This is a genomic window from Verrucosispora sp. ts21 (assembly GCF_002879555.1).
In the GTDB taxonomy this organism is placed as follows: domain Bacteria; phylum Actinomycetota; class Actinomycetes; order Mycobacteriales; family Micromonosporaceae; genus Micromonospora; species Micromonospora gifhornensis.
In genome coordinates, this window is the sequence record NZ_PNOZ01000015.1 from 67,286 (window position 1) to 90,042 (window position 22,757).

Annotated in this window: 18 protein-coding genes; 7 read left to right on the forward strand and 11 right to left on the reverse strand. The window is 70.9% G+C overall.

Annotated elements, in window-relative coordinates; genetic code table 11:
• The first annotated feature begins 34 nt into the window (after positions 1 to 34).
• Positions 35 to 2,299: an AMP-binding protein gene (locus C1A38_RS09010; RefSeq protein WP_158244873.1), complete on the forward strand. Its 2,265-nt coding sequence runs from the start codon at positions 35 to 37 to the stop codon at positions 2,297 to 2,299.
• A gap of 3 nt (positions 2,300 to 2,302) precedes the next feature.
• Positions 2,303 to 3,328: a 3-deoxy-7-phosphoheptulonate synthase gene (locus C1A38_RS09015; RefSeq protein WP_102657382.1), complete on the forward strand. Its 1,026-nt coding sequence runs from the start codon at positions 2,303 to 2,305 to the stop codon at positions 3,326 to 3,328.
• A gap of 40 nt (positions 3,329 to 3,368) precedes the next feature.
• Here the strand turns inward: C1A38_RS09015 and C1A38_RS09020 are convergent, their stop codons facing one another.
• From C1A38_RS09020 to C1A38_RS09040, 5 genes are all read right to left on the reverse strand, one after another.
• Positions 3,369 to 5,156: a condensation domain-containing protein gene (locus tag C1A38_RS09020; RefSeq protein ID WP_102657383.1), complete on the reverse strand. Its 1,788-nt coding sequence runs from the start codon at positions 5,154 to 5,156 to the stop codon at positions 3,369 to 3,371.
• Between the two features lie 8 nt (positions 5,157 to 5,164).
• Positions 5,165 to 6,490, reverse strand: coding sequence for a helix-turn-helix domain-containing protein (locus C1A38_RS09025; RefSeq protein WP_102657384.1), 1,326 nt, complete (start codon positions 6,488 to 6,490; stop codon positions 5,165 to 5,167).
• A 241-nt stretch (positions 6,491 to 6,731) separates the two neighbouring features.
• Positions 6,732 to 7,898, reverse strand: coding sequence for a winged helix DNA-binding domain-containing protein (locus C1A38_RS09030; protein ID WP_102657411.1), 1,167 nt, complete (start codon positions 7,896 to 7,898; stop codon positions 6,732 to 6,734).
• Between the two features lie 102 nt (positions 7,899 to 8,000).
• Entirely contained in the window at positions 8,001 to 9,020 is a 1,020-nt protein-coding gene (locus tag C1A38_RS09035) for a winged helix-turn-helix domain-containing protein (protein WP_102657385.1), read from the reverse strand.
• Positions 9,017 to 9,634 carry a TOMM precursor leader peptide-binding protein gene (locus C1A38_RS09040; RefSeq protein WP_146017490.1) on the reverse strand — a complete coding sequence of 206 codons (618 nt, stop codon included), beginning with the start codon at positions 9,632 to 9,634 and terminating at the stop codon, positions 9,017 to 9,019. The genes C1A38_RS09035 and C1A38_RS09040 overlap by 4 nt, the downstream gene beginning before the upstream one ends.
• Before the next feature lie 122 nt (positions 9,635 to 9,756).
• Here C1A38_RS09040 and C1A38_RS09045 point away from each other — a divergent pair, with 122 nt between their 5' ends.
• Entirely contained in the window at positions 9,757 to 12,582 is a 2,826-nt protein-coding gene (locus tag C1A38_RS09045) for an AfsR/SARP family transcriptional regulator (protein WP_199180143.1), read from the forward strand.
• Between the two features lies 1 nt (position 12,583).
• On the opposite strand, the gene C1A38_RS09050 is transcribed toward C1A38_RS09045, so the two are convergent.
• The gene (locus tag C1A38_RS09050; protein ID WP_102657387.1) at positions 12,584 to 13,540 is read right to left on the reverse strand and encodes a LysR family transcriptional regulator; all 957 of its coding nucleotides are present in this window, start codon (positions 13,538 to 13,540) and stop codon (positions 12,584 to 12,586) included.
• Positions 13,541 to 13,610: 70 nt separating this feature from the next.
• Here C1A38_RS09050 and C1A38_RS09055 point away from each other — a divergent pair, with 70 nt between their 5' ends.
• Positions 13,611 to 14,621, forward strand: a complete 1,011-nt coding sequence (locus C1A38_RS09055; RefSeq protein WP_102657388.1) for a YeiH family protein — start codon at positions 13,611 to 13,613, stop codon at positions 14,619 to 14,621.
• 173 nt (positions 14,622 to 14,794) lie between these two features.
• Here C1A38_RS09055 and C1A38_RS09060 read toward each other — a convergent pair whose 3' ends face one another.
• The gene (locus tag C1A38_RS09060; RefSeq protein ID WP_102657389.1) at positions 14,795 to 15,427 is read right to left on the reverse strand and encodes a DUF998 domain-containing protein; all 633 of its coding nucleotides are present in this window, start codon (positions 15,425 to 15,427) and stop codon (positions 14,795 to 14,797) included.
• A gap of 480 nt (positions 15,428 to 15,907) precedes the next feature.
• On the opposite strand from C1A38_RS09060, the gene C1A38_RS09065 reads away from it, so the two are divergent.
• Positions 15,908 to 16,393, forward strand: a complete 486-nt coding sequence (locus C1A38_RS09065; protein WP_146017491.1) for a hypothetical protein — start codon at positions 15,908 to 15,910, stop codon at positions 16,391 to 16,393.
• A gap of 187 nt (positions 16,394 to 16,580) precedes the next feature.
• On the opposite strand, the gene C1A38_RS09070 is transcribed toward C1A38_RS09065, so the two are convergent.
• A complete protein-coding gene (locus C1A38_RS09070) occupies positions 16,581 to 17,132 on the reverse strand; it encodes a winged helix-turn-helix transcriptional regulator (protein ID WP_102657413.1) in 552 nt (183 codons plus the stop codon).
• A 128-nt stretch (positions 17,133 to 17,260) separates the two neighbouring features.
• On the opposite strand from C1A38_RS09070, the gene C1A38_RS09075 reads away from it, so the two are divergent.
• A complete protein-coding gene (locus C1A38_RS09075) occupies positions 17,261 to 17,965 on the forward strand; it encodes an SDR family oxidoreductase (protein ID WP_102657391.1) in 705 nt (234 codons plus the stop codon).
• 15 nt (positions 17,966 to 17,980) lie between these two features.
• On the opposite strand, the gene C1A38_RS09080 is transcribed toward C1A38_RS09075, so the two are convergent.
• The 3 genes from C1A38_RS09080 to C1A38_RS09090 form a co-directional block, all read right to left on the reverse strand.
• A complete protein-coding gene (locus C1A38_RS09080) occupies positions 17,981 to 18,400 on the reverse strand; it encodes a DUF4259 domain-containing protein (RefSeq protein WP_102657392.1) in 420 nt (139 codons plus the stop codon).
• A 114-nt stretch (positions 18,401 to 18,514) separates the two neighbouring features.
• Entirely contained in the window at positions 18,515 to 20,467 is a 1,953-nt protein-coding gene (locus tag C1A38_RS09085) for an ABC transporter ATP-binding protein (RefSeq protein WP_102657393.1), read from the reverse strand.
• 266 nt (positions 20,468 to 20,733) lie between these two features.
• Positions 20,734 to 22,005, reverse strand: coding sequence for a barstar family protein (locus C1A38_RS09090; protein WP_233196718.1), 1,272 nt, complete (start codon positions 22,003 to 22,005; stop codon positions 20,734 to 20,736).
• 157 nt (positions 22,006 to 22,162) lie between these two features.
• Here C1A38_RS09090 and C1A38_RS09095 point away from each other — a divergent pair, with 157 nt between their 5' ends.
• Positions 22,163 to 22,753 (forward strand): DUF4241 domain-containing protein, encoded by a 591-nt coding sequence (locus C1A38_RS09095; RefSeq protein ID WP_233196719.1) that lies wholly within the window; start codon positions 22,163 to 22,165, stop codon positions 22,751 to 22,753.
• The last annotated feature ends 4 nt before the right edge of the window (positions 22,754 to 22,757 follow it).

Consider the following 22,757-nt stretch of genomic DNA (forward strand, 5'->3'; position numbering starts at 1 on the left):
ATCCGCAACCGACCGGATATCGACAGAGCTCAGCGTGCCGACGGCGACGCGAGACGTCGTCGCGCCGCACTGGTCGACCTACGCCGCCGCCCTGCTCGTGCTGCTGCGCCACTGCGGTCCGCACGCACCACGCCGGGTCGCCCTGCGTGTCGAAGGGGCATCGGCGACGGTGCCCGTACCGTCCGGTCGCACGACGATGGCGCAACTCGTCGACACCATCGCCGCCACCCCCCTGAGCAGCGGCGAGGTCTCGGCGCCGGCGGCGTTCCACTGGCACCATCCGCACCCCGACACCGACGCCCAACTCGTCCTCACCTGCGACGAGACGGGGATCTCCTGGCAACTCGCCCAGGGCTGGTCCGCCCCGATGCTCGCCACCGAACTGGACCGCAACCTCGCCTCCCTGCTGGCCCAGGTGGCCGACGACCCGCACCGGCCGATCGGGACGCTCGCCGTACCGGACCGCAGCGCCCAGGACTGGTTGGCGCGCCACGGGCGGCCCGCCGACACCGCGCTCGTCGGCGGACTCGTACCCGACCTGGTGGCCCACCAGGCGCAGCAGCACCCGAGGCGTCTCGCCTTCGGATCCGGTCCCGCGAGCCTCACCTACGGCGAGCTGGACTCCCGGGCCAACCAGTTGGCACGGGTGCTGCGGGAACTCGGCGCCCAGCGGGACGGCTGCGTGGGGCTGATGATGGATCGTGGCAGCGAGATGCTCGTCTCCTTCCTCGCCATCCTCAGAAGCGGTGCGGCGGCGATCCTGCTGGACCCGGCCCATCCGGCCCAGCGGATCGCCGAGGTGCTCGACGTGGCCCGCCCACGCGCGGTGCTCACCCTGGCGCGGCTCGGCGCCGTCCTGCCGCCCGTCGCGGGCACCGTGGTGGCCGTCGACACCGAGTGGCCGCGCATCCACCGGCTCCCCACCGACGACCCGGGCATCGCCGTACATCCCGAGGACATCGCCTACGTGGTGCACACGTCCGGATCGACAGGTACGCCCAAACGGGTCGCGGTCCTGCACCGGTCGGTGGCCCACTCGGTCGCCACCCATCAGGAGGGTCACCGCATCACTGCGCAGGACCGGGCCGCCTGGCTGGCACCACCCGGTTCCTCGGTGTCGGTCGGCGAGCTGTGGCCGTACCTGTGTGCCGGGGCCAGTGTGCACACCGCACCACCGGAGATCGTCGGCGCCGCGCCCCTGCTGCGCGACTGGCTGGTGGCCGAGAAGATCACCAAGGCGTACGTCAGCATGCCTCTCGCCGAGCAGCTGTACCAACTGCCCTGGCCCGCGCAGACGGCCCTGCGACTGTTGACCGTCGGCAGCGACAAGGTGCGGCGGTGGGCGGCACCGGACCTGCCCTTCGAGGTCGCCGTCGCCTGTGGCTCGTCCGAGGCCAACGGCATCAGCAGTTGTCTCGTGCCGTGGCAGGACCGCCTCACCAGTGCGACCGCCACCACCACCGACCGGACCGCGCCGCCGCCGATCGGCAGGCCGTGGCCGGGCGTACGGGTCGAACTCCTCGACACCGCGATGCGCCGCCTGCTGCCCGGCGCGGTCGGCGAGATGTACCTCGGCGGGCCCGAACTCGCCCGGGGATACCTCGGCGACCCGGCGCAGACCGCCGACCGGTTCCGACCGGATCCCTACGGGCCACCCGGTGCCCGCCTCTACCGCACCGGCGACCTCGCCTGCTTCGACGAACGGGGACGGCTGCACCACCGGGGTCGCGTCGACCGGGAAGTCAAGATCCGGGGCTTCCGGGTCGACCCCGCGGAGGTGGAGCGGGCGCTGCTCGCCCAGCCCGGTGTGCAGGACGCGGTCGTGGTGGCCCTCGCCGACGAGGCCGGCGAAAGCCAGCTCTGCGCCTATCTGGTGGCCCCGCAGGCCGAACCGCACCGGGTCCGGGCCGCGCTTGTCGACCTGCTGCCCGGGCACGCCGTGCCGGCCTCGTTCACCCTGTTGGACCGGCTGCCGGTGACCGCCAACGGCAAGGTGGACCGCAACGCGCTGCCGGCCCCCGACTGGACCACCCTCCGCAAGCCCTACCGGGCACCCCGCGACGAGGTGGAGCGTGACCTGGCGCAGCTCTGGGCGGACCTGCTGCCGGTGGCGCAGATCGGCCTGGACGACCACTTCTTCCACCTGGGCGGCGACTCGATGTCGGCCAACCGGCTCGCCGCACGCCTGAGTCGCCGGCTGCGGGTACGGATCACCGTGCGCGCGGTGCTGGAGCACCCCACCCTGGTCGAACTCGCGGAGTTCGTCCGGTCCCAGGTACGTATCGCCACCCGGAGCTGACCCGTGCTGGTCGAGCTCGCTCCGCACAGCAGCGACGCCGAGCTGGCCTCGTTGGCCACCCGGATCGCACGACACGAGGACGTCACCGCCTGGCCGCTGCGCCTGGCCGGCAGGTGCTTCCTCGTCGTCGCCGGAGACGAACGGTTGGTGCACCGGGTGCCCTCGGCCGCGATCCGCGCCTGGCACAGCACCGCCGAGCAGGGCTACTGGCTGGTGGACCGGGCGAACGCGGTGCTGCCACGGCGGGTGCCGCTCGGGACCGGTCACGTCGGCGGCGGTGACCTGTGGTGCGGGGCCGGACCGTGCGCGCTGGAGTCGGTGTCGGACACGGTGCAGACCGCTGCGATGGTGCGTCGCGCCGGGGCCGACGCGCTGCGGGCCAGCCTGTTCAAGGTCAGGAGTGGTCCCTACCATTTCCCCGGCAAGGGACGCGGCGGCCTGTCGGCGCTGGCCGAGGTCCGCGCCCAAGGCGGGCTGCCGGTCATCACCGAGGTGGTCGACCCACGTGACGTCGGACCGGTCGCGCAGGTCGCCGACTGCCTACAGGTCGATCCGCGCAACATGACCAACCGGGCCCTGCTGGCCGAACTCGGCGGCAGCGGTCGGCCGGTGCTGCTGATGCGGGGCGTACGCGCCACCGTCGTGGAGTGGCTCAAGGCCGCGGAGTACGTCGTCAGCCACGGCAACCCGCACGTCATCATGTGCGCCCGGGGCGTCGTGTCGTTCGACCGGTCGCTGGCGTACCAACTGGACTACGGTGCTGTCGCGGCGGTACGGCGACACACCGACCTGCCCGTCATCTTCGACCCGAGCCACAGCACCGGCAGCGCCGCGGCGGTCGCGCCGGCCGCGTTGGCGGCCGCCGTCTTCGGCGTGGACGGGCTGCTCGTCGAGACGCATCCCGCGCCGGAACGGATGTACCGGCCCGGCGACGCGGCACAGATGTATCCGGTGGATCGGCTCGCCGCGCTGCTGACCGCCTGCCGGCAGGTCCGGAACCTCGCCGCGGGCCTCGACGCCTTCGCGTGAGGCCCGCGGCGGGCGTGCTGTCCGCAGCCGGCGGTGCCGATCAGGGCTGCCCGTCGAGCAACTGCTCCCGCTCGTCCGGCGACAACTGTGCCGCCCGCTCCAGCAGCAGGCGCTCGACGTACTCGGCCTGGGCGGCCACCGTCTGATACTCGAACAGCTCGGCGACCCCGACGTGGGCGCGGAACGTGTCACTCAACCGGAACGAGAGCTGCGCGACGGTGAGCGAGTGCCCGCCCAGGTCGAACAGGGCGTCGTGGGCGCCGGGGGAGACGCCGAGCAGCGACTGCCAGGCGGCGGCGATGGTCTCCTGGAGATAGCCCTGCGGCTCGACCCGGTCCGCGGTGCCGGCCCACGCCAGGACCTCGACGGTGCCCTGGTCGTCCTGGCTCGGGTCCGGTGGCACGTCGCCGAGTCCCGGGATGTCGCGTACCCGGCGGCCGGGGTCGCTGGTCACCGCGTCGACGAGCGCCCAGAACTGCCGCGCCCACTCGGTGATCCGGGTCGCGTCGATGATCGCGTCGTCGAAGTCCCACCGGGCGGTCAGCTCCACGTCGCGGACCACCTTCACCATCAGGTCGTACTGTGCCCGGCCGCCGGTCAGCACGATCTCCTCGCAGCTCGCCCCGAGGTAACTGCCGCTCATTCCGGGCTGTCCCTCGACGGAGAAGACGCTCTGCACCAGCGGGGTGGAGCCCATCTCCCGTGGCGGGCGCAGCTGCGTGACCAACTGCTCGAACGGCAGATCCTGGTGCGCGTACGCGGACATCGCCGAGGCGTGTTCGGCGGCGATGACCTCGCGCAGCGATGCGTCGGGGTCGGCCGTACCGCGCAGCACCACCATGTTCAGGAAGTAGCCGACCATGTTCTCGGTCTCCGCCAGTGGCCGGGCGCTGACCGGGGTGCCGACCAGCGTGTCGCGCTGCGCGGTGAGGCGCCACAGGAGCAGCCGGAATGCGGTCAGCAGTACGACGAAGGGGGTCGTGGCGTGCTGGCGGGCCGCGGTAGCCACCCGGTCGGCCAGCCCGGCGGGGGCGGTGAAGTCCAGGTAGGCGCCGCCGCGTCGGGCCGAGCGGGGACTGTCCAGCGGCAGGAGCAGCCGACCGGACGTGTGGGCCAGCCGATCCGTCCAGTACCGGGTCAGCGTGGTCAGCCGCTCACCGGCCAGGAAGCCGCGCTGCCACTGGGCGAAGTCGGCGTACTGGACCCGCAGCGGTGCGAGCGCGGCGGGCCGGCCTTCGCGTCGGGCCTGGTAGAGCACCTCCAGATCGACCAGGAGTACGCCCTGGGACACCCCGTCGGTCACCATGTGGTGTGAGGCGAGCACCAGGACGTGGTCGTCGGGTGCGAGGCGGTACAGCCTCAGCCGTGCCAACGGACCCTGTTCCAGATCGAACGGCACCGCGAGGTCGCTTGTGGCGGCCGCGGTCGCTGCGGCGATTCCCTGACCGGTCAGGTCGGTGACGCTCACGTCCACCGGGGCGGATCCGGACACGAGCATCGGGATCTCGCCCTGACGGATCAGTCGGCTGCGGAGCGGCTCGTGCCGCGCGACGAGATCGCCGAACGCGGCGTGTAGCGCGGCGAGATCGAGGGGACCGTGGAGCCGGAACGCGACATGGTCGACGAGACTTCCCGGTTCCCCGGTCATCAGGTCGGTCAGCCAGACCTGTTCCTGTCCGCTGGACAGGCGTACCGGTGTGCTCGGATCGACGCGCGGCCGCAACGTGCCGGCCTCGGTGTCGCGCCCCAGCAGCCGAAGCGCCGCCTCCCGCCGGTTCGCCGGCAGGCTCGCCAGCCGTTCTAGCAGATCCGTCGTCTCGTCGGCCATCGCGTCTCCTATGGTTGGTCGTCGGCCAGCATCGTGTCGCGTTCCCGGGTCAGTTCGTCGATCTGTCGCCACACCTGGGCGGCGAGTTGGTACGAGCCGCCCTTCTCGCACAGTTCGACCGCGGAGCGCAGCATCGCTATCGCCTTGTCGAGTTCGCGGGTCTGGTGCAGCGCGTTGGCGTGGCTGAGGTAGCTGTAGATCAGATCCAGCCCGGCGAGCGGGGTGTCCGGGCCGGTCAGCGGCTCGTACAGGCGCAGCGCTTCCTGGGGGTTGCCGGTGCTGAGCTCGTAGCGGGCCCGCAGTGCGGAGACGATGGCCTGCTCCTGGGCGAGGCCGAGCATCCGTGACGTGGTCTCCGCGTCACGGATCCACTGCCGCGCGCTGTCCAGGTCGTCGCCGATGTCGAGCAGCACCGAGGCCGCCGACCGGCAGAACCGCAGCCAGTCGATGAGCGACATGCTGGGGAAGGCCAGCGCGTCCCGGGCCAGCCCGAAGTGCTCACGCGCCTCCTCCGGGCGGCCCAACTGCGCGTACGCCATGCTTGCCACCCAGTGGGCCCGCCCGACGAAGCCCGGCCAGTCGAGCTTGCCCGCGACCTCCAACATCTCGGTGATCAGCGGTTCCACCTGGTCGAGCTCACCGGCCTCGCAGAGCACCGAGATCAGTACGCCCAGCAGCCGTACGTGCACGCTCGTGCCGCCGATTCCGGGCTGCCGCAGGTGGGTCAGTGCGCCGTACGCCGTACGCCGGGCCTCGCGCAGTTGCCCGAGGTCGCGGAGTACCGACGCGAGGTGGGTCTTGACGACCAACAGCAGTTCCGGGGCGGACTGGACGAGGGGAATCTCGGCCAGTTCCTCCAGCAGTCGGAGTCGGGCCTGGTGCTCGCTGAGCATTCGCAGGGTGTCCTGGAGTTCCAGGCTGACGTCGACCACGCGCTCGGGCAGTCCGTCGGATCTCGCGCTGGCCAGCGCGTTCTCCAGGAACCGGCGGGCCTGGGCGTGGTCACCGACCTCGCTCGCGCTGCGCGCCAGGACCTGTTCGAAGACGATGGGGCGACGGCTGGCTTCGCTCGGCAGCAGGGGTGCCACGTCGACGTCGAGCAGTTCCTCCAGGCTGCAGTCGAGCATGCGGCCCAGGTACACCACCACGTCCAGGGTCGGGACCCGACTGCCCGCTTCCAGCAGGGAGATGTAGCTCGGGGTGACGAAGTCACCGGCGAGTTCGCGCTGCGACATGCGCAGTGCCGTGCGCCGCGCCTTCAGTCGCTGACCGAACTCCGGCTGGGTCACGGCGATCTCGCCCTGCGGAAGCCAACCCAGTTGCCCTTTCGCCATCGTTCCACGACTCCTGTTATTGTCTCTGATATGACTCTAGTTGAATAGCGCCGCAGAGCCTACCCCATCAACAGGGTCGTGTTTAAGCACCGGGGGTACGAAAAGTCCGTGTCTCTGGTCGAGAGCGCACGTTGGAAGTCGGATCAGGTCACTGCCGGAATGGCCAGCGCATGCCCCGCTGCCTGCTCGTTCACGTCAGGCAGCGGCACTGACTGAAGTTACGCACCCGGCTTTGCAGGAGCTAGGCGTGACCGCCGACGGTGACAGGACCAATTCGCATCGAGACTTTCGCCCCGAAGAACGCGGCCAACCGATCCGCCTCCTCGTCGAGGGCGCGGCGCTGCGCGGCGGACAACTCGTCAAGCGGTTCCACCGTCACGTCGATCCGGCGTCCGGATTTGCGTTGATGCCACACGCCGGCGACCCGCCCGTCGACGAGGAGCACGGGGAACGTGCCCGCCTGACCGTTGGCGAGGGCGCGCTGGGCCGCTCGGCCGGCGAACAGCCGGTCCCGGGGATGACAGCCGATGACGTACGCGTCGAAGTAGGGCAGCAGACGAAGCCCGGACGGCGGCTCCTGGTCGAACGCGCGGTCCTCCGCGATCACCCAGGCCCGCTCACCTTCCAGATCGACCGGCTCCAATCGGTCCGCCGCCAGCTCGAACATTTCGGTCGCGAATGGACGCGGAATCGACAACCACTGCGCCACGTGTGCGGGTGTTGCGGGTCCGTACGCCCAGAGATAGTGCGCAAGCAGGTCGGTCAGCGCGACGTCACTCGCGGCCGGCGTGAAACCTGGCAGCAGCCGCGCCGGACTCGTATAGGTCACCTTCCGGCCGCGTAACGGACCGAAACACATCACACCTCGGTTGGTCACCTGGTGTTCGATCTGCCGCCACCGCGGCCAACGATCACCGAACGCCTCCATCACCCGGTCGGCCGACCAGTCGCCGACCCGCGCGGCGATGGCCTCGGTCAGCTCGTCGACGGTCAGATCGGCGTCCCGCAGCGCGTCATCGATCGCCTCGATCACCGCTTCGACCTGGGGTTTCGTCATTCGTACCGCAGCGGGCTGGTGGTCCTGGCCGGTGGGGAGCGCGCCCAGCGCACCCGCCCACATCGGCAGGTCGTCGGCGGCGAGCAGGTGCACCGTGCCACGTGGTCCACGGGTCTTCACCAGGCGGTGATCCCGCCAGAGCGCATCCTGCACAGACTGCCGGGACACCCCGTCGAGCCGCGCTCCGAGCGACCACTCGGCGGCCGACATCACCTGCGCGTGTACGCCGCACTGCGCCCTCGCGACCTCAGCGAGGGCCGCCTCGCCGCTGCTGCGGGGGCCGGTCAGACCCGCGCGCACCAGACGTCGCGCATTGGCCTGATCCCATGTGCACCGAGCCGCGACCGTCATGCAGGAGAGTGTGCCGCAGCCGGCCACGATGTGCAGCCGCCCGCGTCCTGGACCGGACCGTCAGTCATCCCGTTACCGACGGGCCGGTCCAGGACGCGGGAGTCACCCGCCGACGTGTGGCACCGGGTCGCCGGGCAGGTGCACCGCCGGCGATGGCACCGGGGCGGGCGGGGACGGCAGGTGCCGCAGCAACCCGGAGGCGGCCGGGCTCGCCTGCTCGTACCGGCCGTCGGCGGCGCCGTTCGGGCCGCAGTCGGGGCAGTCGCGGCGTCGGGGGAGAGGTCGGACGGTGGCGGTCGGCACCCCGTCGGGACAGCGGATCTCCAGGCAGGTGTCCGCAATGGTGGGGTCCACGCCCCGACTCAGGGTGTCGACGACCTTTCCGGCCGTCAGCGCCGCGATCACGTCGACGACCGTCGCGGTCGGGCCGGCCGTGGCCGAGCGGGGCAGTGGTAGCTGGCACCCGCAGGAGCCGGGCCGCAGCAGCGGTCCCACCCACCCGCCGCTCGCGTCGACCCGCGCGCCGAGCCACCACTGACCCGCCCGCAGGGTCGCGGCCAGGGCGGAGGGTGGGCCGTCGGCGAGCACCTCCACCACCACGACCGAGTTCCGTCCGTCGGCGGTGACCGGCGGCAGTCCGACCAGCAGATCAGGGTCGTACGGCCACATGGCGACGCCGCTGCGGTCCAGCTCGGCGGTGATCGTCGCGGCCAGCCATCCGCGCCCCGCCACCAGCGCCCGGCCATGGCGCAGGTTGGCCAGCATCCGGGCGGCGTCGGTCGGGTGATCGAGTTGGCCGCCGGTACGGGACAGGAAGTCGGCCGCCGGTGTCGGCGGATCGGTTCCCGACCAGACAGCGTCGTCCGCGGTGACGGCGTGCGCGAGCCCGTGTCGCACGAGCAGGGCTATCCGGTCGGTGACCTCCGACATCGGTACGCCCAGCAACCGCGCGATCTGCGATACACAGTGATTGCCGTCGAGCAGTTCGCAGAGCTGCGGCAGGACATCCGTCGCGCCGGGTCCGGTCACGACGGCACGTGCCGGCCCGCCCTCCAGGACGTACGAGTCGCCGAAGGCGAAGCGAACCAGCCCGGTGCTGAGGCGGTACACCGGCCCGGTCACGCCACAACCCCCGTTCTCCCGGGCTGGCCCGCTCGGTCTCCGGATCCGCCGGGTAACTGCTGCGCCGCCGCCGCGCGCTCGCCCCGGGGACAGCCGTCGACCGGCACGAATGCGTCGGTGCGTACGGTGCCGTCGAGCAGGTCGTAGCTGAGAATGCGCTGGCTGCATTGATCCTGCTGCCTGATCAGCATCGTGGCGAGGGCCGCCGCGACACTGACGTGATGCTCCAGGTAGCCGAGCGGACCAGACCACCGGTCCTGGTCGTACAGGTCCCACAGCGCCCTGGTGACGTGCGGCTGCTCGTCAGTGGCGAGCACCTGCCCCAGCAGACAGTCGTAGCAGCCGGGCAGTTGCCCGCCGAGGACGGGGCCCACACGAATCTGCGGATGTGTCAGGATGACTGGCAGCCACCACGGCACCGCATCGTCGGCGTCGATGCTCCGGGCGATGGTGCGGGCCTCCCGCCAGGACGCCAGGACGATCGGTCGCAGGGGAGGGGTTGCCGCCGGGAAGCTCTCCGTCACCTGCGTTCCGGCGATTCTGGACACCAGGCGACCGGCCACCGCGCGACCGAAGTCGCCGACAGCAACGACGGTGATCGGGGGCTGCTGCATGGCGGACCTCCAGGACAGCCACAGCTGAAAGATGATCGCTTCGGTGGCCGATGGTACGGTGGCCGGCGTACAACCCGCGCACAATCGAGGTACATCTGGTCAGCCTCAGGCTGAGGTGAACGATGCCGATCCACTTCGACCTGCTCGGCCCGTTGTCGGTGGTCCGGGACGGCCGGCCGGTCGATCTCGGCTCGGTGAAGCAACGGCTGCTGCTGGCCTGTCTGCTGTTCCGGCCTGGTGAGGCGGTCTCCACGAAGAGACTGGTCACCGCCCTCTGGAACGAACAGCCACCGGCGTCCGCGAACGCCAACATCCGCACCTACGTCCGCGGGCTGCGGCAGGCCCTCCACGATGCCGCCGACGACGAGCCGCGGATCGTAACCACCCACGGTGGATACCTGCTGCGGGTCGAGCCGGACGAACGCGACCTCGATCGCTTCGACGCCGCGACCGCGCGGGGACGGGAAGCCCTGACCAGCGGTGACGCCGAGCGGGCCGAGGCCGAGCTGGCCGCAGCACTGGGCCTGTGGCGCGGCCGGGCGCTGGCCGAGCTGCCACTTCCCCCGCAGCTGTCCCGCTGGGTCGAGCAGTTGATGGAACGGCGGCTGCTGGCCGAGGAGGACCACGCCGAGGCGAAGCTCGCCCTCGGTGCGCCGGCAGAGGTGATCCCCCGGTTGCGCGCCCTGCTCGACCGGCATCCGTTACGGCAGCGTGCCTGGGTGCACCTCATGTCGGCGCTCTACGCCAGCGGTGACGTGGCCGGCGCGCTGGCGGCCTTCCGGCAGGTCCGACGGGTGTTGGCCGACGAGACCGGAATGGATCCCGGGCCCGAGCTGACCCGCCTGCACGACGACATCCTGCACCACCGGCGGCAACCGGACGGACCGTCGGCGACAGCCGAACGTGTCGCCACGGCCTCGGTCCGGGTGCGCCCGGAGCAGCTACCGCTCGTCCCACCCGGGTTCGTCGGTCGGGAGCTGCCCCTGAGCCGCCTCGACGCGGCGGTCGGCGACCGGGCCGGCGGGCCGACCACGGTGGTCATCTCCGCGGTCTGCGGCATGGCCGGCATCGGCAAGACCGCGCTGGCGCTGCACTGGGCGCACCGGGTGGCCGACCGCTTTCCCGACGGACAACTCCACGTCAACCTCCGCGGGTACGACGACGGGGAGCGGGTCGCGCCCGCCGACGCGCTGCTCGGCTTCCTCGAGGCGCTCGGCGTACCCCTGGCCCACATACCGAGCAGTCTGGACGCTCGGATCGGGCTGTACCGCAGCCTGCTGGCCTCCCGCGAGATGCTCATCGTGCTCGACAACGCCCGCGACGCCGAGCAGGTACGGCCTCTGCTGCCCGGTGCCGGCCGGTGCGTCGTCGTGGTGACCAGTCGGGACCAGCTGCACAGCCTGGTCGCCGCGGAGGGCGCTCGACTGCTGGCCCTCGACCTGCTGACCGCCACCGAGTCGAGGAACCTGTTGCGCAGCCGAATCGGTGGCGACCGGCTCGACGACGAACCGGACGCGGTAGCCGACATGATCGAGGCATCCGGGCGCCTGCCGCTCGCCCTGTCGATCGTGGCGGCGCGGGTGGCGACCCGGCCCACCTTCCCACTGGAGGCGATCGCTGCGGAGCTGCGCCCACCCGAGGCACGGTTGGAGGTCCTGGCGGACGGCGACGTACGTCGGGTGTTCTCCTGGTCGTACCGGGCCCTGAGCCCTGTCGCGGCCCGCCTGTTCCGCCTGATCGGGCTGCATCCGGGACCGGAACTGACAAGTGCCGCCGCCGCCGCGCTGCTGGGCTGTTCCGCCGCCGCGGTCGGCCCGGTGCTCAAGGAACTGACCCGGCTGCACCTGTTGACCGAGCACCGGCCGGACCGGTACGCCTGCCACGACCTGCTGCGCTCGTACGCCGCCGAGTTGACGCAGGGCGCTGAGCAGAGCGCCGAGCGGCACGACGCCCGGCACCGGCTGTACGACCACTACCTGCACAGCGCCTATCCGGCGGCCCGGCTGGTCCAGCCGCAGTGGACACCCATCACCCCCGTGCCGGCACTGGGCGACGTCATCCACGTGCCGATGGCCGACCAGGACGCCGCCCTGGCCTGGTTCTCGACGGAACGCCGGGTGCTCCTGCGGGTGATCCGGCAGGCCGCCACGACCGGGTTCGAGGCGTACGCCTGGCAGCTCGCCTGGGCGTTGACCACCTTTCTGGCGCCCCGTGGGCTCTGGCACGACCAGCTCGCCGCCCAGCAGGTCGCGCTCCAGGCGGCGGAGTGCCTTGGCGACCTGAATGCGCAGGCCACGGCCAGCCGACTGCTGGGCCGGGCCGCCGCGCGACTCGGCCAGCACGACACCGCCGGTGACCGCCTGGAATGGGCGATCAAGCTGTACGAGCAGCTCGACGACGAGGATGGTCTGGCGCAGACCCTGCACAACTACACCGAGCACTGTTTCGTGCTCGGCCGCGTGGACGAGGCGCTGACCCACGGCCACGAGGCCCTGCGCCTGTACCGGCGGACCGGCAACCGGGCCGGCGAAGGGCGGGCCCTCAACGCGGTCGGGTACATGCACGCCGTTCGCGGCGACTACCGGCAGGCGATCGTCGACTGTACGGCGGCGCTGACCCAGCAGCGCCTGATCGACGACCACAACGGCCAAGCGGCGACGCTGGACAGCCTCGGGTTCGCCTACCACGCACTCGGTCATCATGCCCGCGCGGTGTCCTGCTACGAGCAGTCCGTCGAACTCTTCCGCGCCTCCGCCGACCGGTATCACCAGGCGGAGACGCTCGTTCGTCTCGGCGAGACCCACGCCGCGATGGGCAACGCCGAGGCAGCCGCGCAAGCCTGGCGGCTGGCCTCTGCCATCTACGACGACCTGGGTGATCCCACCGTCGATGACGCGCGCCGCCGACTCGCGGGGCTCGGCCAGGCCGTTGGCGGCCCACCGTGCTGACCTAGCGTCGACCCGGTGGGTGCCGGTCCTTGGTGATCTTCGTGGGTCGGGCCGGGGGCGTCGTGGGGGAGGTGTCGATCGCCTGCAGCAGTGCGGTGGCCGACCCGGTGAGCCGCCGACCGCGTGGCCACACCGCGCGCAGGTCCCGCCGGAGCGGCAGGTCGTCCACCGGCACGGTGACCAGGTGACCGGTGGCGAGTTCCGTCTCGACGGCGTGCCTGCTGAGCACCGCGGGCGCGGTGCCGGTCATCGCCGCGCCCTTGACGGCGGCGTTCGAGCCGAGGGACAGGTGCGGCGGCGCGGGGTCGAGGTCGCGCAGGGCCAGTTCCAGGGTCTCCCGGGTGCCTGATCCCTGCTCTCGCACCACGAGCCGGGTGGCCGCCAGTTCCGCCGGACGCAGCGGGCGACGACGACGGGCCCAGTCATGCTGTGGCGCCACGACGACGACCAGGTGATCGTGCCCGACGATCATGTGGTCGAGTCCGTCGGGCACGTTCGGCCCTTCGATGAACCCGATGTCGACGCTGTCGTCGGTCACCAGCATCCGCGCGACTTCGGTGGAGTTGACGACGGTCAGGCCGACCTGCACATCGGGTTCGCGCTGCGCGAGGCGGTGCAACCACCGGGGGAGCAGGGCCTCGGCGACGGTCATGCTCGCCGCCACGCGCAGGCGTGCCGCCCGTGCGTGGCGCATGGCGGTGAGGCTGTTGTCGAACTCGTCGGCGACGGTCAGCAGACGCAGCGCCCACGTCACCACGACCTGCCCGTCGTCGGTGAGCATCGAACCGCGTGGGGTCCGGGTCAGCAGCGGGAGTCGTACCTGCCGTTCCAGCGCGGCGAGGCGCTTGCTGGCCGACGGCTGGGACATCCCCATCGCGCGCGCGGCCCGGCCGACACTGCCCAGCTCCGCCACCCCGACCAGCAGCCGCAACGACATCAGGTCGGGAAGCACACTCATAACCCCAGGCTATGACCTGCATCCCGGTGGACGGCTACTGGAGGGGGCCAGATCACGTGAAGCTGTCCCTATGACGATCAAGGAGGCGACCAGCGTCGTTCCCGCCACCGGTCGGGGAGGCTCCCGCCTGCTGCCGGGACTGCTCGTCGCCGCCGGTGCCGCTGCCGTCGGACATCTGGTGAATCTCCGGTTCGGTGCCGCCAGCCCGCTGGTGGTGGCGATCGTGCTGGGTATCGTGCTGACCGCCTGCGGCGGCAACCGCCCGTGGTTACGGCCTGGCCTGCGGTTCGCCGCCACCACCCTGCTGCGGATCGGCATCGTGCTGCTCGGCCTGCAACTGGTGCTGGCCGATGTCGTCGGGTTGGGTGTCGGGCCGATACTCGTCGTGACGCTGGGGGTGGCCGCCAGCTTCCTCGCCACCCGCCGGGTGGGCCGACGCCTCGGTCTCACCGCCGACCGGTCGTTGCTCGTCGCGACCGGAGTGGCCATCTGCGGCGCGTCGGCCGTGGCCGCGATGAACCAGGTCGGTGACGGCGAGGAGGAGGACGTCGTCACCGCGGTCGCGGTCGTCACCGTGCTCGGTACGGTGTCCATGATCGTCCTGCCCGCCCTCGGTGTGCTGTTCGGCCTGGACGAGGCGCTGCTCGGCCTGTGGGTGGGGGCGAGCGTGCACGAGGTGGGCCAGGTCGTCGCGGTCGGCGGCGCGGTCGGTGCCACGGCCCTGTCGGCGGCCGTCGTCGTCAAGCTGTTCCGGGTGCTGCTGCTGGCCCCGCTCGTCGCCCTGGTGGCCCTGCAACGCCGGACCTCTGGTCACGTACGCAAGCCTCCGATGCTGCCGTGGTTCGTCGTCGGCTTCGTCGCGGCGGCGATGCTACGCACGACCGGCTGGCTACCGACAGGTGTCCTCGACCTCGGGTCGGTGGCAGGCACGCTTCTGCTGGCGGCTGCCATGTTCGCCCTCGGTGCCGCGGTCGACCTGCGGTCGGTCGCCCACGGCAGCCGCACCGCGTTGACTGCCGGGACGGTCGGCACCGTCGTGCTGTCCACCGTCACGCTGGCCGGCCTGGCCCTGACCACCTGAGACCGGATGGGCGATTTCTACGCATGGTTCGTCTTCAACCCGGCTGCGCGGTTGCGTCTTCGGGCGTTCACCGAAACGGAGGGTGACGATCGATGAAGGTCAGCCGTCTTCCGGCGCCAACGCTGCCGAGTGGGGCCAACTGATCTGTGTTCTCGATGGCGAGTAGTTCCCTGTCACGCGGTGGGCGGGCGGGCAGCGGTGCCGCGTTGCCGTCGTCGGCCGGAGGCGGTGCGCAGCCCGGCGACCACGAGCAGGGGTGCGAGCGCCTCCGCGCCGGCCGCCACCCGTTCGGCCAGGCCGATCCGCTCGCCGCCGGAAGCCAACTCGGCCACGAACCAGGCCACCGGCAGCGCCAAGGCGACCGTCAGTGCCGCCCAGGGTGCGCGCCGTCGGGCGGGTCCCCTCGTGGTCGTGGTGCGCGGCGCGGCGAGGGCGGGCCAGAGCGCCAGGGCGCCGAAGGCCACAGCGGCGGCGAGTGTGTGGGGCACCGAGTCCTCACCGCCGGCCGGCAGCGGGAACGCGGCCACCGCCAGGGTTCCCACCCCGCCGAGGGCGAGCAGCGCCCGTCCGGCAGGTGCGAGGGGACGTAGCCCGGCGGCGGTCACGCAGTGACACAGTCCGAGTCCGGCCAGGCCGAGCGTCATGATCCACCGGTCGGTCGCGTCGACTGCGGCGAGCGCGCTGATCGTCTCGGTGACCTGGTCGAATCCGCCGGGCTGGCGGGCCGCACCGAGGGTCCAGCCACCGATCAGGAGGATGGGCGCTGCCACGGCGGAGGCCAGCGCCCATCGGGGTACGACTCGCATTCCCGCACCGTACGTGTTGACCGGCCGAGCTGTCGATGATCAACGGGGCAGGCGGGCTGCCCGATCAGACCGAGCGAGCGTTCGATCTGGTGACGAGTGCGGCGGCGGTATGGTCCCGTGTGCGCCGAGGCAGCGGCATCGGCGGGGAGTATCCGCCGACGCGTGTCGCGGATGGCCGGCCCACGTCGGCGGGGGGGGGGCAGGAGCATGCCGATGCTGCGGCGTGGCGAATGTGGTGCCCCGAGACGAGGTCGGGGTTGGCATCGAACTGTCGTAACGATCGCCGCTGCCTCTGTCGTCATGCTCAGCGGCTGCGGGACCGACGCCGAGATCGCCCCAGAGCGGCTGGCGACGGCGCAGGATGGCCACACCGTGAGTGTCGCGTGGCTACCGAGCGGCCAGCTCTACGTTCTCCGCTATGTCGACTCTGCCAGTCCCACGAGACTTGCCATGATCACAAGTAGCGGTCGAGGTGAAACGGTGGCCGTTCCGTCCACGGGGTTCTGCGGTGCTCCCGAAATCGTCACCATTTCCACCTTGCCGGACGGCAGGCTGGGCGCTGTGGTCGACTGCGAAGCCACTACGACTCATGTCAGTTCACGAATTGCCGCCGCCCTTGACGACGGGAAGATGGTCAAGCTGGCGACGTTGGGTGCTCAGTGGCTGGTGTCGTGGGATGACGACCTGTCGAACGGGTGGGTGGAGTACGCCGCCGACGACTGTTCGAGTATCGCCCGGCACGTGAAGGGTCACGTCGTCCCCTTTCCGAAGCACCGACCGGCTGAACTCGTACCCTTCGACCTGGATCAGGATTTCTTCGACCCATCCGGTTGTTCGACACCGGGGCGAGCGGGATTTCTCGCCGTGGCACGGTCCGGCGAGATCTTCTTCCTTGTCTCCTCTGGCGAATCGACACCGCCAGTGGAGAGTTCTCGCGGGCGTTGTCCGGGCGATTCGGCGCGATAGGCGTAAGCGCCGACAGTCGACGGGCCGCCGTCGCCCGTCGGACGGAGAGGGGAGACGACCTGGTGCAGCTGGACCTTGTCCAGACGGCACCCGGACCTTAGTCGATCATGAGCTGATCAGTTGCCCGGCTCGTGCCAACCCCACCGTCGCGTCGCCGGACCGTCCGTTTGATCATCGAAGCGCAGCGTCAGTCGGAGCCGTCAGGCTGCCGTCGTGCCGCAGCCGCGTAGTCCTCGTCCTTCAGCCGCGCGGCAGCCTCTCCGAGTGGCACGTCGTGCCCCTTGGCGCATCTGACGTGGGCGGAGAGCGGGGCTTCGCAGCCACGGTGAACGAGTTCGACGCCGGTGCGGTGGTCGTCGCCGAGCAGTTCACCCCACTGCACGAGGGCGACGATGATCGGGAAGAGGGCGCGCCCGCGATCGGTGAGCAGGTACTCGTCGCGGGTGCGCTTGCCGGGCTCCTGGTAGGGACGCCTGTCGACGATGCCGTCGGCGTACAGCTGCTTGAGTCGTCCGGCGACGACGGCCTCGCTCAAGCCCGTACGTCGAGCCAACTCATCGAACCTGGTGCCCCCGTAGAAGAGTTCACGGACTATCAGCATCGCCGAGCGCGTGCCGATCAGATCGAGCGAGCGCTCGATGCGGCACCAACCCGTCGCCGTCCAGTCGTCGCGCGCGGCGAACGCGCCCAGACGCTCGAGGGCGTCGGTGGACTCGACAGGTCCCTCGTCGTGATTCATGACACCCATCCTACCCTGACTTTGCTCAACCCAAGCCAGGCGGGCTAGATTGCTGACTATGGCAGACGCTAGTCAGCCGGATCGCGAAGGCGGCAGCCGCGCCGTCACCCACCACGGGAGGATCTGACATGCCCAGCCTCAACGGAGCCGTCGTACTCGTCACCGGAGCCAACGGTGGCCTCGGCACCCACTTCGTTCACCAGGCCCTCGACCGGGGAGCGGTGAAGGTGTACGCCGCCGCCCGCAACCCACGGGACTGGAACGACGACCGCATCGTCCCCCTCGTCCTGGACGTGACGTCGCCGGAGTCCATCGCGGCCGCAGCCGACGCCGCCGACGACGTGACCATCGTGATCAACAACGCCGGGGCGTTGAACGGCGCCAGCGTGCTCGGCGACCTGGCGGCGGCACGGGAGCTGTTCGAGACCAACTTCTGGGGCGCGCTCGCGGTGACCAACGCGTTCACCCCGGCGCTGAAGACGTCGCGGGGCACGGTGCTCAACGTGCTGTCCGTCCTGAGCTGGCTCGGCACCGGCGACGCCTACAGCGCCACCAAGGCGGCACTCTGGCAGGCGACGAACACGCAGCGCATCACGCTCGCCCCCGAGGGCGTGCACGTCGCTTCGTTGCACCTCGGCTACGCCGACACCCCGATGACCAAGGATGTCGAGGCCCCCAAGCTCGACCCGGCCGACGTCGTCCGCTCGGCGTACGACGGGATCGAAGCCGGCAGCTACGAGATCCTCGCCGATGAGCTCAGCGGCCGGGTGAAGGCCGGACTCGCGGGGCCGGTCGAAGGGCTCTACCCGCAGCTCGCCGCAGCCCGCCCCTGACCCGGGCGCGCCCGGCTACCGGGCTGTCAGGACTCCGCGCAGGTCGTGGACGCTGTCGAAGGCCCGATTGCTGGGTCCCGCGGCGTCCTGCCACAGAAAATGCCACTCCGAGTCGGCGGCCATGATCCGGTCGAGCGCCCGCACCGCGAGCGGGACCAGGTCGTCGGGCAGATCGAGCCGACCACCGTCGAGCAGGAAATCCGGTGCGTACGAGGAGGTGATCGCCGGCCCACCGGGCCGCTGCGCGGCCACGATCGCGGCTGCGGCGATCGCCACGCAGGCGACATCGGCGTCGAGGTAATCGGCCTCACCGGCGGCCCGGCTCAGCGCCTCGCGGACCAGGATCGGGCGCTTGCCCACGTCGGCGTCGTCGAGATCACCACACCAGTCGGCGGCGGTGTCGTTGTCGAACGGCCCGCTGTCCCACGTCCCCATGCCATCTCCCAAGATCGGTTGTCCGGCATTCTCACATCGACCACCGACAGGATTTCCCGAACAGGGCGGCGGCCGTCGTGCGGCGCGGAGGTGCAGCCGGCCGGATGCCGTGCGTCAGGCGGAGGCGGTGGGCTGGCGGGGCAGCGGTGACGTGGCCGGGGTGGTGCGGTAGCCGGCGGCCTGGAGGGTGAACAGCTCGGCGTACCGGCCGCCTGCGGCCATGAGTTGATCATGGGTGCCGGTTTCGACGAGCCGGCCGTGGTGCAGGACGTAGATGCGGTCGGCGTGCCGGACGTTGGCGAGCCGGTGGGTGATCAGGATGGTGATGCCACGTCCCTGCCGGTCGCGGATGGCCTGGAACAGGGCGTCCTCGGCGCGCGGATCGAGGGCGGAGGAGGGCTCGTCCATGATGAGCAGGTCGGCGTCGCGCAGGAAGCCGCGGGCGGCGGTGATGCGTTGCCACTGCCCGCCGGAGAGGTCCTGACCACCGGCGAAGGTACGGTCGAGCAGCGTCTCGTAGCCGTACGGCAGATTGGTGATCATGTCGTGGGCGACGGCGCGGGCGGCGGCGGTCTCGATGCGGGCCTGTTCGGGGACGGTGGTGATGTCGCCGATGGCGATGTTCGTGGCGGCCGTGAACGGCCAGTTGTGGTACTCCTGCGTGACGACGGCGATCCGGGCGCGCAGCGCGTCGCTGTCCCAGTCGGCCGCCGGGCGGCCGTTGAAGCGGATGGTGCCGCCGGTCGGGGTACGCAGGAGGGCGATCATGGTGGCAAGGGTCGACTTGCCGGAGCCGTTCTCGCCGACGAAGGCCACCGTCTGCCCGGCCTGGATGCGCAGGCTCACCCCGTCGACGGCGGCGCTCTCGCGGTCGGGATAGCGCAGCCGGACGTCGTCCACCACGATCTCCCGCAGTTGGTCAGGTGCGTCCGCCGCGGGGGCGGCGGGCGGGGGCAGGTAGTCGGCGGCGCGGGTCATGAAGCCTGTGTAGTCGCGGAAGTGCTGGCCCTCGGTGTAGATCCGGTCGGTCTGGAAGGTGACCACCGCCAGGGACCGCTGCGCGGACTGGACGGCGATCACGCAGGTCGCGGCGGCCGCGAGGGGGATCTGCCCGTCGATGAGCAGCAGACCGAGCAGGACGTACACCACGGCTGTCGCGATGCCACCGATCATCGCCCCGACGGTGGTGGTCGTGGTCACCCGGCGGGCCAGAGCGAGTTGGATGTCGGTCTCGACGCCCATGACCCGGTCGTACTGGTCGAGCAGGAAGCCACGCAGGCCGTAGGAGCGTAGTTCGGGGGCGGAGTCACGTTCGGCCATCAGGCGGTGCAGCAGCCACATCCGTCGTCGCCGCACCGACCCGGCGGCGTAGGTCCGGTAGCGCAGATGCCCGGCCCGCAGCGACGCCCACCCGTTCGGCACGGTGGCCACCAGCAGGGCGAGCAGCAGCAGCGGGTGGATCACCACGACGGCGATCGCGACGGCGAGCACCCCGGCCAGGCCGGCGAGCAGATTCATCGACGCCTGCACCAGGTCGGTGGTGGAGGTCGAGCCGCGGGTGGCCCGCTCCATGTCGTCGGCGAACGCGTCGGCGTCGAACGCCTCCAGCCGTACCGCGGTGGTCATCTCGAACAGTCGTCGCTCGACCTCCCGGTCGACCTTCGGGGTGAGGCCGTTCTGCGCGTACCCCATCGCGGCTGTCATGCTCGCGCGCAGCGCGGTCACCGCCGCCAGCGCGATCAGGGCGGGTAGCGCCGCAATCACCTTGTCGGCGGTCGGCCCGCCGGCGAACAGTTCCACGAGCACCCGCTGTGCCGCGAGCAGCCCGAACGCCGACATCACCCCGGCGCCGACGGTGGTCACCGCCACGATCGAGGTACGCAGCCGGTCGGCCCGCCAGCTGACGACGATGGCGGCCCAGACCAGGCGGGGCAACTCGGAGAAGACCGCGAACAGGCTGGCCTGCGCCCGCGCCCGTACCCCGGTCTCCCACCACAGCTCCCGCAACTCCGGCAGTACGGAATCCTGCCGTGACGACGTGCGGGCGCCATGCTCTGACGTGGACATGGAAGTACCTCCCGGAAACGAGCAGGATCGGCTGCGGTGGCGGCGCGGACTGGCGTTGGCGGAGGTGCCCCGACGGTGACGTCGGCGGATGTCGTGAACTGCACTCATCAGCAGCTCGCGCGTGCCACGCCGAGATCCGGGACGACATCAGATTGCAGCGTGTAGCAGTCCACTCCCGCAGAGTAGTGGGCTGCGGTTTCGGGAGGATGCCACGCGGCGCAGTTCCGACACACGCCTGCCCGGGTGGCCCCGATCGGCCGGCGTGGTCAGCGGAGGTCGACGTCGACCTGCTGCGCCGCGAGGATGTCCAGCAGATCGTCCAGAGTGGTCGCCGGTGCGAGTCGACGTCCGTCATAGCCGGCGACGAGGTGCGTACGGGCGACGGCCGAGTCGTGCCACACCAGGCGGAACGGTGTCCGTGCGCCGAAACCTCCGCGCAGACAGTCGTGGAGTGCGTCGAGGTTCCAGCCGAAATACCCGCCGGGGCCGTTTATCGCCTCGCCGATCGCGCAGTAGAACCCTTCGATGTCGCTGACGTACCGCCCGTCGAGGTCATAGGTGGTGCCGGGTGGCCGGTCGGCGGCATCGATCCGGTGGGCGAGCGCCATCCCGGCCCAGTGGTCGCGCAACTCGCGGTGGTAGCCCGCCCACTCGTTCCTTGCTGCGGGCCGTCGGATGCGCCAATGCTCCAGGATGTCGAGGACCCCCAGCGGCAAGGGTTCCCGTGGATCGCTGTCGACGGTCACGTCGAGAAGTCCGGCACCGAGGCGCGACGGCTCGCCCGCGACGACCGTTCCCGACACCAGGCCGCCGATCACCGGAGGGATCGAGCCGTCCGCGGCTGTCATGTGCACCTCGGCGTGGATCCGACGGCGACGCCGGGAAGCCTTGCTCGCGTTGCTGACCGCACCGAGCACGGTGAGCAGTGGCGTTTCCGGTCGGCAACCGAGCAGCCTGACCCGCGGCACCGGCGGTGCGGCCTGCTCGCGGAACACGCCCGTCACATCCCGACAGGTGCCGTAGGGCGCCTCGTCCCCGCCGAGCAGGACGAACTCGGCGACGTCGGGACGTACCACCGCGTCCGTGCGGTCGTGGACGTGAACGAACCCGTCGAGGTCGACGTCCACGGTCTGCGGCGTCGTGGGGCTCGGTCGTCGACCGAGTACGACGACATCGCCGAGATGTTCGCCGAACCAGGACGGCGGCGTGTCCGGTGACCCGGTTGGTGCCGCCAGCGAGATGTCACCCAGCCAGGCTCGTTCGGTGCCGAGCGCCTCGACGGGCAGCCGATCCAACAGATCGGCAAGCGCTCCTTCCGGGGCGCAGCCGACAAGTGTGAACCGCTCCCGCGGCCGGGACGGCAGGTCGACGAACAATCCCTCGATCTCGGCGCACAACGCCAGCGGGATGTCGTCCTCGTCGGAGTCGTAGACGCCGACACTGCCGAGGAGCAGCCAGCGGGGCGCGACCGGATGCTCCCAGTCCCACCGCCGCGGCACCGGCGTACGCCCAGCCTCGGAATCGGCGTCCGTCGTCACGCCGCGACCCTATCGGCGAAGCCCCTACGACGGCAGCTCCCTTGTTGGACGTCATGGGCCTGACCCTTGCCGAATCTCGCTGGTGGGCCGTTCTGCCATGCTGCGCGTCATGCCGTACGTGCCTGATCTTGATTTGCTGTTGACTCCCGGATATCGCGTGGAACGAGACGGGAGCGCGTACCAGGTGCAGCCGTGCGAACTGGGATCGGTGGTGTTGCCGTCCGGCAAGGTGGTCGCCTGTGACCCGTTGGCGGCACACACCACACCGTTTGTCGACGTGGTGACGCCGGGCCGGTATCCGCTGCGGGCGTGGGCGGCGATGATCGGCGGCGATCACGGCCAGGGGCATCGGCGGCTCGCCGCGTTGCAGCTGGTAGTGGCCGACGAGCCGGTGTCGTCGTGGAGCATGGCGCTGCTCCCGGGGCAGGACCTGGTCACCCTCGGTGACGACGACTTCTTCGGGTACCGGGTCGATGCGGGTACCGGGACGCTCGCCGACCAGGTGGCGATGGAGGTATTGACCGGCTGGGATTTCGAGCGGATCGACGACGTGTTCATCCCGGCGCAGATTCCCCACGATCCGGTCGACGCCGCCATCGCCGCGGTGGTGGAGGAGCGGACCGGGGCCAATGTGTACGTGGTCGGTTCTGGTTGGGGCGACGGCGTGTACGCGACCTACATCGGGCGTACCGCCGAAGGGGTCATCGCCAGCTTCGTCACCGATTTCCGCGTCGTGCCGCTCGATTAGCCAG